This window comes from Peterkaempfera bronchialis (assembly GCF_003258605.2).
Lineage (GTDB): Bacteria > Actinomycetota > Actinomycetes > Streptomycetales > Streptomycetaceae > Peterkaempfera > Peterkaempfera bronchialis.
This window is the reverse complement of the sequence record NZ_CP031264.1, coordinates 2520122-2534000: the sequence shown is the minus strand read 5'-3', so window position 1 is coordinate 2534000 and position 13879 is coordinate 2520122. Positions and strand designations below refer to the sequence as shown.

The 13879-nt window shown below is 71.7% G+C and carries 13 protein-coding genes; 9 read left to right on the top strand and 4 right to left on the bottom strand.

Annotated features, from left to right (window positions below; translation table 11 throughout):
- Positions 1 to 61: 61 nt before the first annotated feature.
- The gene (locus C7M71_RS10995) at positions 62 to 886 is read left to right on the top strand and encodes a MerR family transcriptional regulator (protein WP_111490997.1); all 825 of its coding nucleotides are present in this window, start codon (positions 62 to 64) and stop codon (positions 884 to 886) included.
- Positions 887 to 938: 52 nt separating this feature from the next.
- Here C7M71_RS10995 and C7M71_RS10990 read toward each other — a convergent pair whose 3' ends face one another.
- The 3 genes from C7M71_RS10990 to C7M71_RS10980 all read right to left on the bottom strand — a co-directional run bounded on the left by C7M71_RS10990 (position 939) and on the right by C7M71_RS10980 (position 4177).
- Positions 939 to 2666 (bottom strand): phospho-sugar mutase, encoded by a 1728-nt coding sequence (locus C7M71_RS10990; protein WP_111490998.1) that lies wholly within the window; start codon positions 2664 to 2666, stop codon positions 939 to 941.
- Positions 2667 to 2784: 118 nt separating this feature from the next.
- Positions 2785 to 3603: a purine-nucleoside phosphorylase gene (locus C7M71_RS10985; protein ID WP_111490999.1), complete on the bottom strand. Its 819-nt coding sequence runs from the start codon at positions 3601 to 3603 to the stop codon at positions 2785 to 2787.
- Positions 3604 to 3739: 136 nt separating this feature from the next.
- The gene (locus tag C7M71_RS10980; protein ID WP_111491000.1) at positions 3740 to 4177 is read right to left on the bottom strand and encodes a gamma-glutamylcyclotransferase; all 438 of its coding nucleotides are present in this window, start codon (positions 4175 to 4177) and stop codon (positions 3740 to 3742) included.
- 91 nt (positions 4178 to 4268) lie between these two features.
- Here C7M71_RS10980 and C7M71_RS10975 point away from each other — a divergent pair, with 91 nt between their 5' ends.
- The 8 genes from C7M71_RS10975 (at position 4269) to C7M71_RS10940 (ending at position 13337) form a co-directional block, all read left to right on the top strand.
- Positions 4269 to 5717: an NAD(P)H-quinone dehydrogenase gene (locus tag C7M71_RS10975; protein WP_229758656.1), complete on the top strand. Its 1449-nt coding sequence runs from the start codon at positions 4269 to 4271 to the stop codon at positions 5715 to 5717.
- A gap of 179 nt (positions 5718 to 5896) precedes the next feature.
- Positions 5897 to 6883 carry a DeoR/GlpR family DNA-binding transcription regulator gene (locus C7M71_RS10970; RefSeq protein WP_229759101.1) on the top strand — a complete coding sequence of 329 codons (987 nt, stop codon included), beginning with the start codon at positions 5897 to 5899 and terminating at the stop codon, positions 6881 to 6883.
- 561 nt (positions 6884 to 7444) lie between these two features.
- Complete coding sequence (locus tag C7M71_RS10965; RefSeq protein ID WP_111492348.1) at positions 7445 to 8176, top strand: DUF1684 domain-containing protein; 732 nt, start codon at positions 7445 to 7447, stop codon at positions 8174 to 8176.
- A 75-nt stretch (positions 8177 to 8251) separates the two neighbouring features.
- Complete coding sequence (locus C7M71_RS10960; protein WP_111492349.1) at positions 8252 to 9772, top strand: ABC transporter substrate-binding protein; 1521 nt, start codon at positions 8252 to 8254, stop codon at positions 9770 to 9772.
- A 79-nt stretch (positions 9773 to 9851) separates the two neighbouring features.
- The gene (locus tag C7M71_RS10955; protein WP_111492350.1) at positions 9852 to 10817 is read left to right on the top strand and encodes an ABC transporter permease; all 966 of its coding nucleotides are present in this window, start codon (positions 9852 to 9854) and stop codon (positions 10815 to 10817) included.
- Positions 10814 to 11656 carry an ABC transporter permease gene (locus tag C7M71_RS10950; protein ID WP_111492351.1) on the top strand — a complete coding sequence of 281 codons (843 nt, stop codon included), beginning with the start codon at positions 10814 to 10816 and terminating at the stop codon, positions 11654 to 11656. Before C7M71_RS10955 ends, C7M71_RS10950 begins: the two co-directional genes overlap by 4 nt.
- Complete coding sequence (locus tag C7M71_RS10945; protein WP_111492352.1) at positions 11653 to 12489, top strand: ATP-binding cassette domain-containing protein; 837 nt, start codon at positions 11653 to 11655, stop codon at positions 12487 to 12489. Before C7M71_RS10950 ends, C7M71_RS10945 begins: the two co-directional genes overlap by 4 nt.
- Positions 12486 to 13337, top strand: coding sequence for an ABC transporter ATP-binding protein (locus C7M71_RS10940; protein WP_111492353.1), 852 nt, complete (start codon positions 12486 to 12488; stop codon positions 13335 to 13337). The genes C7M71_RS10945 and C7M71_RS10940 overlap by 4 nt, the downstream gene beginning before the upstream one ends.
- A 6-nt stretch (positions 13338 to 13343) precedes the next feature.
- Here C7M71_RS10940 and C7M71_RS10935 read toward each other — a convergent pair whose 3' ends face one another.
- A complete protein-coding gene (locus C7M71_RS10935) occupies positions 13344 to 13802 on the bottom strand; it encodes a hypothetical protein (protein ID WP_111492354.1) in 459 nt (152 codons plus the stop codon).
- Between the last annotated feature and the right edge of the window lie 77 nt (positions 13803 to 13879).

Below are 13879 nucleotides of genomic sequence, written 5' to 3'. Positions count from 1 at the left end.
CCGGCCGCCCGCCCCTCTTCTTGACCCTCACACCGTGTGAGGCCCTCCACTGGGACGCACCATGTTCACCATCGGAGACTTCGCCAAGCACGGCCGGGTGTCGGTCCGCATGCTGCGCCACTACGACGCCGTCGGCCTGCTGCGCCCCGCCCGGGTCGACCCGGCCAGCGGCTACCGCTTCTACGCGGCGCACCAGTTGGCCCGGCTCAACCGCGTCATCGCCCTGAAGGACCTCGGTTTCACGCTGGGGCAGGTGCGCACCATCCTGGACGAGCGGGTCACCACCGAGCAGTTGCAGGGGATGCTGCGGCTGCGCCGGGCCGAGCTGGCGGCGGCGGCCGAGGCCGCCGCCGCCCGGCTGGCCCAGGTCGAGGCGAGGCTCCGAGCCATCGAGAGTGAGGGACAGATGAGCGCCGTCGAGATCGTGGTCAAGACCATCCCACCGGTGCGGGTCGCCGCCCTGTCGGGGACCGCCGCCGGTTACGGCCCGGAGGACATCAGCCCGGTCATCCAGCCGCTCTACGACGAGCTCTGCTGCCGGCTGGCCACGGCCGGGATCACCCCCAGCGGGCCCGGCATCGCCTGGTACGAGGACGCGCCGGAGGGCGACGGCGCCATCACCGTGCACGCCGGGTTCACGGTCGTGGCGGAGCCCCGCGACGGCCTGGGGTTCGCCCTGGTGGACCTGCCCGCGATCGAGACCGCCGCCACCGTGGTCCACCGGGGCTCCATGGACCAGGTGATGCCCACCGCGCAGGCGTTGGCCCGCTGGATCGACGCCAACGGCTACCGCTCCGCCGGCTATGCGCGGGAGCTGTACCTGGAGTGCCCGGAGGACCGCGACCAGTGGGTGACCGAGCTCCAGGAGCCGGTGGTCCGGGGCTGACCGGCCGCCGGCCCGCCCGGTCCGCAACGGGCCGGGCGGGCTGGGCGGCGGCCTAGACGTCGATGCCGGCGGCGGCCGCGATGTCCTTCTTGAGCGCGCTGAGGACTCCGGCCGCCGTGGCTCGGGCCGTCGCCAGCGAGGCGGCGGAGGCGACCGGGACGACGGCCTCCAGGTAGCACTTGAGCTTGGGCTCGGTACCGGAGGGGCGGACGACGACCCGGGCGGCCTTGACGGGGGAGTCCGGGGCGCCGCTCAGCCGGTAGCGCAGGCCGTCGGTGGGCGGCAGGTCGGCGGAGCCCTGCTCCAGGTCGTCGGCGGACTCCACCAGCAGCCCGGCCAGCGAGGTCGGCGGCTCCCGGCGGAGCCGCGCCATGGCGGCGGGGATCAGGGCGAGGTCGCTGACCCGCACCGAGAGCTGGTCGGTGGCGTGCAGGCCGTACTCCAGCGCCAGGTCGTCGAGCAGGTCGGAGACGGTGCGGCCGGAGGACTTGAGGGTGGCGGCGAGTTCGGCGATCAGGAGGGCGGCGGTGATGCCGTCCTTGTCGCGGACGCCCTCGGGGTCCACGCAGTAGCCGAGCGCCTCCTCATAGCCGTAGCGCAGGCCCGGGGCGCGGGAGATCCACTTGAAGCCGGTGAGGGTCTCGGCGTAGCCGAGGCCGGAGGCGGCGGCGATCCGGGAGAGCAGCGAGGAGGAGACGATGGTGGTCGCGAAGGTGCCGTCGGCGTGCTTGCCGACCAGATGGGCGGCGAGCAGCGCGCCGACCTCGTCGCCGCGCAGCATCCGCCAGCCGGCCGGGCTGCCGGGGTCGGGCAGGGCGACGGCGCAGCGGTCGGCGTCGGGGTCGTTGGCGATGACGATGTCCGGGCCGGTCGCGTTGGCGGTGCGGAAGGCCAGGTCCATCGCCCCGGGCTCCTCCGGGTTGGGGAAGGCCACGGTGGGGAAGTCGGGGTCGGGCTCGGCCTGCTCGGCGACCACGGTGGGGGCGGGGAAGCCGGCCCGGGCGAAGGCGCCGAGCAGCACATCGCGGCCCACGCCGTGCAGCGGGGTGTAGACGACGGCCAGGTCGCGGGGGGTGTGCGGGTCGGTGACGGCGACGGCGCGGTCCAGGTACGCGTCGACGATGCCGCCGTCGCCGTGGGCGGGCAGCACCTCCCAGCCCTCGGCGGCCAGCGGCACCTCGTGCAGCGAGCCGATGGCGTCGATCTCGGCGGCGATCGAGGCGTCGGCCGGGGGCACGATCTGCGAGCCGTCGCCGAGGTAGACCTTGTAGCCGTTGTCGCGCGGCGGGTTGTGGCTGGCGGTGACGGTGACCCCGGCGACGGCGCCCAGGTGGCGCACGGCGAAGGCCAGCACCGGGGTGGGGAGCGGGTGCGGGAGCAGCGCGGCGCGCAGCCCGGCGCCGACCATCACGGCGGCGGTGTCGCGGGCGAAGTCGTACGACTTGTGGCGGGCGTCGTAGCCGACGACGACCAGGCCGCCGGTGTGGCCCTCGCGCTTGAGGTGCGCGGCCAGGCCGGCCGCCGCCCGGATGACCACGGCGCGGTTCATCCGCATGGGCCCGGCGCCCAGTTCGCCCCGGAGCCCGGCGGTGCCGAACTGGAGGGTGCCGGAGAAGCGGGCGGCCAGCTCGGACCAGGCGCGGCATTCGTCCTCGGAGGGCTCGCCGCCCTCGGCGGCGGCGAGCAGGGCCCGCAGCTCGGTCCGGGTGTCCGGGTCGGGGTCCTCGGCGAGCCAGGTACGGGCTCGCTTGAGCAGGTCGTTCTCGGTGGCGAGCGCCATTGCTTCGACTCCTGTGGTGACGGAAGTGGGACGGCGGCCGGAAGGAGGCTCGGGGGAACACCTTCCCCACGGGCCCCCTTCGAGCACCGGGTCGCGCCGATCGGCCGCGCCGGAGGGGTCAGATCCGCTCCAGCACCTTGGCGAGCAGGGAACCCATCCGGGAGGCGGAGGTCCGGCCGGCCTCCAGGACCTCCTCGTGGTTGAGCGGCTCGCCGGTCATGCCTGCGGCGAGGTTGGTGACCAGGGAGATGCCCAGCACCTCGGCACCGGCCTCGCGGGCGGCGATGGCCTCCAGGGTGGTGGACATGCCGACCAGGTCGCCGCCGATCGCCCGGACCATGCCGATCTCGGCCGGGGTCTCGTAGTGCGGGCCGGTGAACTGGACGTAGACGCCCTCCTCCAGCGAGGGGTCCACCTCCTTGCACAGGGCGCGCAGCCGCGGCGAGTAGAGGTCGGTGAGGTCGACGAAGTTGGCGCCGACGATGGGGGAGGTGGCCGTCAGGTTGATGTGGTCGCTGATCAGCACCGGCTGGCCGGGGGCGAAGGTGGGGCGCAGGCCGCCGCAGCCGTTGGTGAGGACGACGGTGGAGCAGCCGGCCGCTGCGGCGGTGCGCACCCCGTGGGCGACGGAGGCGACGCCATGGCCCTCGTAGTAGTGGGTGCGGCCGAGGAAGACCAGGGCGTGCTTGTCGCCGATGCGTACGGAGCGGACCTTGCCCGCGTGGCCCTCGACGGCCGGCGGCGGGAAGCCGGGCAGTGCGGTGATCGGGAATTCGTGCTCGGGGGCGCCGAGAGCGTCGGCTGCGGGCACCCAGCCGGAGCCCATGACCAGCGCGACGTCGTGGCGCTCCACCCCGGTGAGTTCCCGGAGGCGGGCGGCGGCGGCCTGGGCGGCGGCGTAGGGGTCGGTGACGACCGACTGAGGAGATGCGTTCACGCACGAGAGGGTAGTCGGAAAAGCCCTACGCGCGTAGATGAAGCGGGCGAACCATGCCGGATCGTTACCCCTGGATGGTGGTCCCGGGTCTCTGACCTGGAGTGGAAGGGCCTCGGTGGCAGCTTCGGCGGCAGCCTCAGCAGGGCCGCTTACGCAGATCCATCACATAGTCGTACGGTGCGCCGGCCGACTCCGCGGCATCGGCGATCAGCCCCAGGTAGCGGGCGGAGGGCAGGCCGCCCTCGTAGTCGTCCAGGACATAGGTCCAGACCGCCACATCCCCGTCCAGGGTCTGCGCCCGCAGCCGGATCTTGCGGTAGAGGCCGAGCTGCACCCCCTCCCAGCGGTCCAGACCCTCCTCGTCCATCGGCGCCACGTCGTACAGCGCCACGAAGACCTGCTCCTTGCCGTCCTCCACCACCGTGGCCAGCGAACCCTCCCAGCCCAGCTGCTCGCCGCCGAAGGTCAGGCGCCAGCCGTCCAACCAGCCGGTGCCGCGCAGTGGGGAGTGCGGGGCGCGGCGGCTCATCTGCCGCGCATCGAGGTTGGTGGCATACGCGGCGTAGAGCGACATGGCATCCAGCGTACGTGAGGCTCCCCACACCCGCGCAGCCGGAAGGCACACCCGGCGTCGTGACCGCCGTCCGGTGCGGGACAATGGGGGCGTGACTCGGATCGTGATCATCGGTGGCGGACCTGGCGGATATGAAGCGGCGCTGGTCGCCGCACAGCTCGGGGCGGAGGTGACCGTCGTCGACCGCGACGGGTTGGGCGGTTCGGCGGTGCTGACGGACTGCGTGCCGTCCAAGACGCTGATCGCCACCGCCGAGGTGATGACCAGCTTTGACTCCTCGTATGACGAGTTGGGCATCATCGTGGCCGATGACACCCCACCGGAGAAGCAGAACGCCCGGGTGGTCGGGGTGGACCTCGGCAAGGTCAACCGCCGGGTGAAGCGGCTCGCCGTCGCCCAGTCGCACGACATCACCAGGTCGGTCACCCGCGCGGGAGTCACCGTGCTGCGCGGCAAGGGCCGCCTGGAGGGCGGTCAGGCCCTCGACGGCTCGCGCGCCGTGGTGGTGGAGACCGCCGACGGCGAGACCCGGACGCTCCGCGCCGACGCGGTGCTGATCTCCACCGGCGCCACCCCCCGCGAGCTGCCCGACGCCCAGCCGGACGGCGAGCGCATCCTCACCTGGACCCAGGTCTACGACCTGGACGAGCTGCCCGGCGAGCTGATCGTGGTCGGCTCCGGCGTCACCGGCGCCGAGTTCGCCGGCGCGTACCAGGCGCTGGGCTCCCGGGTCACCCTGGTCTCCAGCCGCGACCGGGTGCTGCCGGGCGAGGACCCGGACGCCGCCGTGGTGCTGGAGGACGTCTTCCGCCGCCGCGGCATGAATGTGATGTCCCGCTCCCGGGCGGAGTCGGTCAAGCGCGTGGGCGACCAGGTGGAGGTCACCCTCTCCGACGGCCGGGTGATCACCGGAAGCCACTGCCTGATGGCGGTCGGCTCCATCGCCAACACCGCCGACATGGGCCTGGAGGAGGCCGGGGTCCGGCTCACCGAGTCCGGCCACGTCAAGGTGGACCGGGTCTCCCGCACCTCCGCCCCCGGCGTCTATGCGGCGGGCGACTGCACCGGTGTGCTGATGCTCGCCTCGGTCGCCGCCATGCAGGGCCGGATCGCGATGTACCACTCGCTGGGCGACGCGGTGCACCCGCTGAACCTCAAGACCGTCTCCTCCAATGTCTTCACCGACCCGGAGATCGCCACCGTCGGCTACACCGCCGCCGATGTGGAGTGCGGAAAGATGGACGCGGTCTGCGTCAAGCTGCCGCTGCGCGGCAACCCGAGGGCCAAGATGCAGGGCATCCGCGACGGCTTCGTCAAGCTCTTCTGCCGGCCCGGCACCGGCATCGTGGTCGGCGGCGTGGTGGTCGCCCCGCGCGCCAGCGAGCTGATCCACTCCATCTCGCTCGCGGTGGACAACAACCTGACCGTCGAGCAGGTCGCCAGCGCCTTCACCGTCTACCCGTCGCTCTCCGGCTCCACCGCCGAGGCGGCCCGCCGACTGCACGTCCGCAAGCGGGATGAGGCCGAGTCCGGCTCCTGATGTCCCAGGGGGGCGCGCGGCGGGGCGGGCGCTGCGTTTGAGGGCGCGCATTGTAGGGGTGTGCGCCGTCCTTTGGTGAGCAACTTCCGCTACTAGCTGCAAACGCCTGAAAGCAGACGGTCATGCGGGTTACGGTCTGTTCCGTGTTCGCAGCAGAACGTCGCCAGTTGATCCTCGAAATGGTGCGCGCCAATGGAGCGGTTTCGCTCCGGGAGCTCGCACGTGTCGTCCAGACCTCCGAAGTGACCGTGCGCCGGGACGTACGGGCTCTGGAGGCCGAAGGGCTGCTCGACCGCCGCCACGGCGGTGCGGTGCTGCCCGGAGGCTTCAGCAGGGAGCCTGGCTACCCGCAGAAGACCCACCTCGCCGCCGCCGAGAAGAGCGCCGTCGCGGACCTCGCCGCCGGTCTGGTGGAGGAGGGCGACGCGGTCGTCGTCGGCGCCGGGACCACCACCCAGGAGCTGGCCCGCCGGCTGGCCCGGGTGCCCGGCCTGACCGTGGTCACCAACTCCCTGCTGGTGGCCCAGGCCCTGGCGCACGCCAACCGGGTCGAGGTGGTGATGACCGGCGGCACCCTGCGCGGCTCCAACTACGCCCTGGTGGGCAGTGGAGCCGAGCAGTCCCTCCAGGGGCTGCGGGTGACGCGGGCCTTTGTCTCCGGCAGCGGCCTCACCGCCGAGCGCGGCCTCTCCACCGCCAACATGCTCTCCGCGAGTGTGGACCGGGCCCTGGTGCAAGCCGCCACCGAGGTGATCGTCCTCGCCGACCACACCAAGCTCGGCACCGACACCATGTTCCAGACCGTGCCCACCGACGCCATCACCCACCTGGTGACCGACGAGCAGGCCACCGCCGACGACCGGACCGCCCGGGAGTTGGACGCGCTGGCCGACCGGGGCGTACAGGTCAGCGTGGCCTCCCTCGGCCTGCCCGGCGACCAGCCGCAGCACCAGCCGTACGGGCACGGCCATGGGCCGGTGCCCCCGCCGCACCCCGGCGGCCCCGGAGCCGGGGACCCGAGGCGTGCCCAGCAGAGCGCCCCGCTGCCCGGCCAGCGCCGACCGGGGACCCATGGCGGCCCGCCGTCGGCCGCCCCGGGCGGTGCCGCCCCCGGCCTGCCGGGGCAGGCGAGGCTGGCCGAGCTGGGCAGCCGCCGCAAGCGGTGAGGCCAGCGCGGTGAGACCAGCGCGGTGAGGCCAGCGCGGTGAGACGGGTGAGGCCCCCGGCGGAAGCTGCCGGGGACCTCACCGCGAGGGCGCCGTCCGCGTGCGCGGCGGGCCCCAGGGGTGGAGGGCGGGGCCCGCGGGCGCCGGTGGCGCCCTACGGGCGCCCCGACGGAGGAGACGGGTGCCCGCAGGGCCGGAGGAGCGGAAACCCGGGGGCGGCAGCGCAGCTCCGGGGCCGGTCCGGGTACTGGTCTGCCGCCGCCGCGCTCACTCCGGCGTGCATTCACCATAGCCGTGCGGATTAAGGGAATTGACGGTTCGTCGGCTCTTTTAGGGCGGGCTTAAGCGGGGGTTGACCGGCCGATCGGATTGGCGGCCGGCGGGCCGGTGCGGGGGAAGATCCCAGGTGGCGTCGGCGATACGGGCGATGAGACGTTCATCTCGTGTATTGGTCATACAGGACCTATAAGCATTCCTCATATGTAGGATTTGGCCGCAGTCACCCACCTCGGGAGGGGCAATCCTCATGCGCCCCGCCCGCGAAGACCAAGCGAGCCACGCATGTCCGTAACCCCCCGCGCCTCCGCGCAGACCATCGACGCCGCCCAGGCCGGGTGGGACGACTGGCATGCCTCGCGGCTGGCCGCCGTGGCGGCGCCCACCGGCAATCTGGCCCTGGTCGAGACCCGATGGCTGCCGGACGGGGAGCAGCCCGACCTGGCGGAGGCCCGCGCCGGGCTGCCGGACGGGGTGACGGTCACCGCCGTCCAGCGGACCGCCATCCGCAGCGGAGAGCCGGAGCACGCGCTGCGCTTCTGGGACGCCGACGCCCCGGCCATCCGGCACTTCGCGGGGATCGACACCTTCCCGTTCGATCCGGACTGGGTGATCGAGGCCACCTTCACCCCCGTCCCCGAGGGCCGCCGCGTACCGTTCGAGCACATCCGCGACCACGGCGACACCCGTGAACTGCTCGTCCCCGGTGACATCCGCTTCACCCTGGACGGAACCGACTACACCCTGCACGCCTTCGACGACGACGGGACGCTGCTCCTGGTCTTCGGCGACCCCACCAACGGCACCACCACCTACGGCGCCGGCCGGTTCCTCTTCGTCTCCCGCGATCCGGACAGCGAGACAGTCATGCTCGACTTCAACCGCTCCTTTGTGCCTCCGTGCGGTTTCTCCGCTCAGTACAACTGTCCACTGCCGCCGCGGCAGAACCGCTTCCACCTGCCCGTCGAGGCCGGCGAGAAGCTTCCGGTCTTCCGCGACGGCTTCGCAGCGCACTGAGCCCACGCACCCATCCCCGGCACCCCCGGCCGGACCCCGCCCCCGGCGGTCCGGCCGTCGATCAGGAGTAATGAAGTGAGAAGGAAGACGGCACCGCTCTTCGGCGGCGCCCTGGCTGTCACGCTCGCCCTCGCCCTCACCGGCTGCGGCTCCGGGACGGACACCAAGAGCAGTTCCCCGTCCGGTTCGTACGACCGCAACGCCACCGTCTCGATCGGCTCGCTCTATGAGCCGCAGAACCTGGACATGACCGCCGGCGGCGGCCAGGGCGTGACCGAGGCGCTCAACGGCAATGTCTACGAGGGGCTGTTCCAGCTCACCGACGACGGCAAGGTCGAGAACCGGCTCGCCACCGGCTACACGGTCAGCCCCGACGGCCTCACCTACACCTTCAAGCTGCGCAGCGGGGTGACCTTCCACTCCGGCAAGGCCCTCACCTCCGCCGATGTGAAGTACAGCATCGAGAAGATCACCGGCGAGGCGTCGCAGGCGGCCCGCAAGAGCAGCTTCGACATGGTCAAGAGCATCGAGACCCCCGACGCGGACACCGTCAAGGTGACCCTGTCCCACAAGTCGATCTCGTTCGTCTACAACCTCAGCTATGTGTGGATCGTCAACTCCGAGGCCAAGGACCTCAAGACCTCGGAGGACGGCACCGGCCCGTACAAGCTCGACAAGTGGACGCGCGGCTCGGCGCTCAGCCTGGTCCGGTACGACGGCTACTGGGGCACCGCCGCGACCAACCAGAAGGTCGTCTTCAAGTACTTCAAGGACGCCACCGCCCTCAACAACGCGCTGCTCACCAACGCGGTGGACGTGGTGACCAGCGAGCAGAGCCCCGACGCGCTCGACCAGTTCAAGAACAACCGCAACTACAAGGTCAACGACGGCCACTCGACCACCAAGCTGCTGCTGGCCTTCAACGACCGGGTCAAGCCGTTCGACAACGCCCTGGTGCGCAAGGCCGTCACCTCCGCGATCGACAACAAGAAGCTGCTCCAGTCGGTCTGGGGCGACTACGGCACCCTGATCGGGTCGATGACCCCGCCGACCGACCCCTGGTACGAGGACCTGACCAAGGTCAACCCGTATGACGTGGCGCTGGCCAAGAAGGAGCTGGCCGAGGCCGGCTACGCCAAGGGGTTCAGCTTCACCCTGGAGACCCCCAACTACGACCCGCACCCCACCGCCGCCTCCTTCATCAAGTCGGAGCTGGCCAAGGTCGGCATCACGGTGAACATCCACGTGATCACGCCGGACGAGTGGTACACCAAGATCTACAAGAACCGCGACTTCAGCGCGACGCTCCAGGAGCACGTCAACGACCGCGACATCGTCTGGTACGGCAACCCGGACTTCTACTGGGGCTACGACAACAAGCAGGTCACCGACTGGGTCAAGCAGGCCGAGCAGTCGGACACCGCCGAGCAGCAGACCGCGCTGCTGAAGAAGGTCAACCAGCAGATCGCGCAGGACGCGGCCAGCGACTGGCTCTACCTCTACCCGCAGATCGTGGTGGCGAACTCCAAGCTGTCGGGCTACCCGCTCAACGGCCTGAACTCGCAGTTCTACGCCTACGGCATCAAGAAGAGCTGATGCCCGTCCCGCTGCGGCAGCCCCGCCTGACTGCCGGGCTGCCGCAGCGGCACTGCCGTCCCCACTGATCGGTTCCCTGATGACTACGTATGTCCTACGGCGACTGGCCTTCCTCGTCCTCTCCCTGCTGATGGCCAGCGTGGTGCTCTTCCTGCTGCTGCGACTGCTCCCCGGTGACCCCGCCAACGCACTGCTGTCGGTCGGGGCAAGCCCGGAGCAGATAGCCGCCGCCCGGCACCAGATCGGTTCGGACCGCCCGCTGCCGGAGCAGTTCATCGGCTGGCTGCACCAGCTGGCCACCTTCCGGCTCGGCAACTCCTTTGTCTCCTCGCTCCCGGTCGGCCCGGAGATCGTCACCCGGCTCAATGTCACGGTGCCGCTGACCCTGCTCTCCTTTCTGCTGGCCCTGGTGGTCGCCCTCCCGGTCGGCTTCCTGGCGGCGCACCGCTCGCACACCTGGTACGGCTCGCTCCTCAACGGGGTCTCCCAGCTGGGCATCGCGGTCCCGGTCTTCTGGGTCGGCATGATCCTGATCACGGTCTTCTCGCTCCGTATGGGGTGGCTGCCGGCCGGCGGCTTCCCGCAGGACAACTGGTCGGACCCCGGCGAAGCGCTCTCCTCACTGGCGCTGCCCGTGATCACGGTGGCCCTGGTGATGTCCGCCTCGCTGATCCGGTACGTCCGGTCCGCGACCCTGGACGTCCTCGGCAGCGACTACCTGCGCACCGCCCGCGCCCTCGGCGCCACCTTCACCGGGGCGATGTGGCGGCACGGGCTGCGCAACGGCGCCGTCCCGGTGATCTCCATCCTCGGCATCGAGCTGGCCTCCACCCTGCTGGGCGCGGTCGTGGTGGAGACCGTCTTCGCCCTGCCGGGGCTCGGCAGCATGCTCTCCCAGGCGGTGGCCCAGCACGACTACCCCACCCTCCAGGGCGTGCTCTTCGTCTCCACCTTCGCCGTGCTGATCATCGGCTTCCTCGCCGACCTGGCCCAGCGGCTCATCGACCCCCGGCTGCGCGGCCGGCTCTCCGGCGGTGCGCGATGACGCCGACCACCGCCCAGGGCGCGCGGCGCCGCCGCTCCGTGCCGCTGACCATCGGCTGTGTACTCGTCGGGCTGATCGTCGCCGTGGGGCTGCTCTCCCTGGTCTGGGTGCCCTTCTCCCCGGACGACACCTCGGGCGGCCGGCTGGCCCAGCCGGGGCTGTCCCATCTGCTCGGCACCGACAAACTCGGCCGCGACCTGCTGACCCAGCTGATGATCGGCGCCCGGATCGCGCTGACGTCCGGCGTCGGCGCGGTCGCCATCGGCGCGCTGCTCGGCATCTCGCTGGGCCTGGCCGCAGGGTTCGCCACCCGGTGGCTGGACGATGTCGTCGCGGCCCTGCTGGACATCCTGATCGCCTTCCCCACGCTGCTGCTGGCGATGCTGGTGGTGGCCGCCCGGTCCGCGTCGCTGGGCTCGGCCGTGATCGCCATCGGGCTGGCCATGACCGCCGTCGTGGCCCGGCTGACCCGGGTGCTGGTCAAGCAGGTCCTGGCCCAGGACTACATCACGGCGGCCCGCACCTCCGGCACCTCCTGGCCACGGGTCGTCACCGGACATGTGCTGCCCAACATCTGGGCCACCCTCTCGGTCAACCTCGCCCTCCAGTTCGGCCTGGCCGTCCTCGCCGAGGCATCCCTGTCCTACCTGGGCCTCGGCGCCCCGCCGCCGAACGCGTCCTGGGGGCGGATGCTCCAGGAGGCCCAGGCGACCGTGCTCACGGCTCCGCTCGGAGCCATCGCCCCCGGCGTACTGCTGGTCGTGCTGGTCATCGGCGTCAACCTGGTCGCCGACGGGCTGCGCGACACGATGGACCCCACCCGGCGGAGAAGCTCATGAGCCTGCTCGACGTCACCGGCCTGACCATCAGCACCCACGACGGCCGCACCCGCGACGGCCGTACCCACGACGGCCGCACCCTGGTCTCGGATCTCTCGTTCTCCATCGACCCCGGGACCAGGCTCGGCCTGATCGGCGAGTCCGGCTCCGGCAAGTCGCTCACCGCACTCGCCGTCATGGGCCTGCTGCCGCCCGGGATGACGGCCTCCGGCTCCGTGGTGCTGGACGTGCCGGGGCTGCCCCGTACCGAGGTCGTCGGCGCGACCGAGAAGCAGCTGGTCGGGCTGCGCGGTCGGGCCGCCGCCGTGGTCTTCCAGGAACCCCTCACCGCGCTGGACCCGCTGATGCGGGTCGGCCGCCAGATCGCCGAACCGCTGCGCCGCCGGCAGGGGCTGCGCGGAGCGGCGCTGCGCCGCGCGGTCGGCGACGCCCTCGACCAGGTACGGCTGCCGGAGCGGGTGGCCCGCGCGCACCCGCATGAGATCTCCGGCGGCCAGCGTCAGCGGGTCGCCATCGCCATGGCGCTGGCCTGCGAACCGGCGCTGCTGATCGCCGACGAGCCCACTACCGCGCTGGATGTGACGGTCCAGTCGGAGGTGCTCGCCCTGCTGGACGGACTGGTCTCGGAGCGCGGCATGGCGCTGCTCTTCGTCAGCCACGACCTGGCCGTGGTCTCGGGCGTGACCGACCGCGTGGTGGTGCTCAAGGACGGCGAGGCGGTGGAGTCCGGGGGCGTGGACCAGATCCTGCACGCCCCCCGGCACCCGTACACCCGGAACCTGGTGGCAAGCGCCCGCCATCTCGAAAGCGCGCTGGAGCGGACCATCCGATGACCTCCCCCATCCCGGCAGCGGGCCCCACCCCGGCAGCAGGCGCCACCCCGGCAGCGGGCCCCATCCTGGCGGCGGGCCCCATCCTGGCGGCGGACGGCGTCGGCTTCGCCTACCGAGGAGCCGCCACCCCCGTGCTGCACGGCGTCACCGTCGACATCACGGCCGGCCGCAGCGTCGCCCTGGTCGGCGAGTCGGGCGCGGGCAAGACCACCCTGCTCCGCCTGCTGCTCGGCCTCACCCGGCCCACCAGCGGCCGGATCCGCTTCGACGGGGACGAACTGAAGCTCCGTGACCGCGAGCAGCTGCGGCGGCTGCGGCGCAGCGTGCAGTGCGTCTTCCAGGACCCGTACTCCTCGCTGGACCCCCGGCAGCGGGTCGGCGCCATCGTCTCCGAGCCGCTGCGCTCCCTCGGCCTCACCGCCTCCGGCGCCGGCGACCCCCGGGTCGCCGAGGCCCTGGAGGCCGTCGGCCTCCCGGCGGATGCCGTGAGCCGCTACCCGCATGAGTTCTCCGGCGGCCAGCGGCAGCGCATCGCCATCGCCCGGGCCACCGTCTGCCGCCCCCGGCTGCTGCTGGCGGACGAGCCGGTCAGCGCCCTGGATGTGACCACCCGGGTCCGGATCGTCGACCTGCTGACCGAGCTCAAGGAGACCATGGGCCTGACCATCGCCATGGTCTCGCACGACCTGTCGGTGGTGGCGGCGCTCTGTGAGCACACGGTGGTGCTGGAGCACGGCCGCGTCGTGGAACAGGGCGACACCGCCGCCGTCCTGGGCGCCCCCGGCCACCCCTACACCCAGCGGCTCATCGCCAGCGTGCCCCGCCTCCCGGCCGCACCGGAGGACTGACCCGGGTCAGAGCCGGGCGGCGACTCGGCTGCGGATGTCGATGACCACGGGGTTCCGCGCCAGATCCGGGTACCGCCCGCAGAGGTCGACGAGGAGTTCGTTCAGAAACTTCGCCGTCGCATCGGAGAACTCCTGATAGGAGACCGTTCCGACGGGGCCGTCTTCCTCGCGGATGCGGACGACGTCTCCGGACCTGGTGAAGAAGTATTCCCCGGCGCCCTCCGCCGCCGAATACCTTCTCTTGTTATGGCTCTTGAGATGCTGCGGCATATTGAACATCGCCCAGGCTGCATCGAGCACAGGTCCGGGCCCGCTGAAATCAGCCCCCTCGACCCTCCATTCGAGGTCTCCCCAGAACATCTCACACGTCAACTCGTAGAGACTGGCAGTCGCCAGACTCTCGCAAAGGGCCGGCGTGTCGGCACCCTCACCGATCCGCTCGACCCGATAGCCAAGCTCTATCACGTCAGGTCCCCTTTCTCGCCGTTCCGCGCGCTCTGCCGAGGCAATCCAATCCTAGAGCGATCGGGATCCAGGCCGCC

Excerpts from the sequence above, each read along its gene's own strand:
- C7M71_RS10995 (WP_111490997.1), top strand. The coding sequence starts at position 62 with ATGTTCACCATCGGAGACTTCGCCAAGCACGGCCGGGTGTCGGTCCGC.
- C7M71_RS10990 (WP_111490998.1), bottom strand. The coding sequence starts at position 2,666 with ATGGCGCTCGCCACCGAGAACGACCTGCTCAAGCGAGCCCGTACCTGG.
- C7M71_RS10980 (WP_111491000.1), bottom strand. The coding sequence starts at position 4,177 with ATGTCGCTCTACGCCGCGTATGCCACCAACCTCGATGCGCGGCAGATG.
- C7M71_RS10970 (WP_229759101.1), top strand. The coding sequence starts at position 5,897 with ATGGTGCGCGCCAATGGAGCGGTTTCGCTCCGGGAGCTCGCACGTGTC.
- C7M71_RS10965 (WP_111492348.1), top strand. The coding sequence starts at position 7,445 with ATGTCCGTAACCCCCCGCGCCTCCGCGCAGACCATCGACGCCGCCCAG.
- C7M71_RS10955 (WP_111492350.1), top strand. The coding sequence starts at position 9,852 with ATGACTACGTATGTCCTACGGCGACTGGCCTTCCTCGTCCTCTCCCTG.
- C7M71_RS10950 (WP_111492351.1), top strand. The coding sequence starts at position 10,814 with ATGACGCCGACCACCGCCCAGGGCGCGCGGCGCCGCCGCTCCGTGCCG.
- C7M71_RS10945 (WP_111492352.1), top strand. The coding sequence starts at position 11,653 with ATGAGCCTGCTCGACGTCACCGGCCTGACCATCAGCACCCACGACGGC.
- C7M71_RS10940 (WP_111492353.1), top strand. The coding sequence starts at position 12,486 with ATGACCTCCCCCATCCCGGCAGCGGGCCCCACCCCGGCAGCAGGCGCC.